The sequence below is a fragment of the Bacillus sp. SIMBA_074 genome (genome assembly GCF_046534555.1).
Classification (GTDB): Bacteria; Bacillota; Bacilli; order Bacillales; family Bacillaceae_G; genus Bacillus_A; species Bacillus_A mycoides.
In genome coordinates this window covers 1-250 of the sequence record NZ_JAWRYM010000956.1, presented here as the reverse complement: position 1 = coordinate 250, position 250 = coordinate 1, and the positions used below count along the sequence as shown (strand labels likewise).

Below are 250 nucleotides of genomic sequence, written 5' to 3'. Positions count from 1 at the left end.
GGGTCGTGCATGAGACGACGGGAGGCGTCGGCCTGTGACAGCGGACACCGATGTCACATCCGGCAGGCGTCCGGCGTCTCGTGTATGAGTGCCATCACCAGGAAGGGGAACCATGTTGCAGAACGAGGGACTGGATGAGTTCGTCGCCCACCGGGATCTGCTGTTCACGGTCGCGTACGAGATGCTCGGCTCCGCCGCCGATGCCGAGGACGTCCTCCAGGAGACGTGGATGCGCTGGGCGGCGGTCGAC

Annotated in this window: 1 protein-coding gene; it reads left to right on the top strand. The window is 65.6% G+C overall.

The window, feature by feature from the left end:
• Positions 1 to 112 precede the first annotated feature (112 nt).
• Positions 113 to 250, top strand: a 138-nt coding sequence (locus tag SB773_RS33610; RefSeq protein ID WP_410594794.1) for a sigma factor, incomplete at its 3' end; no start/stop codon positions are given.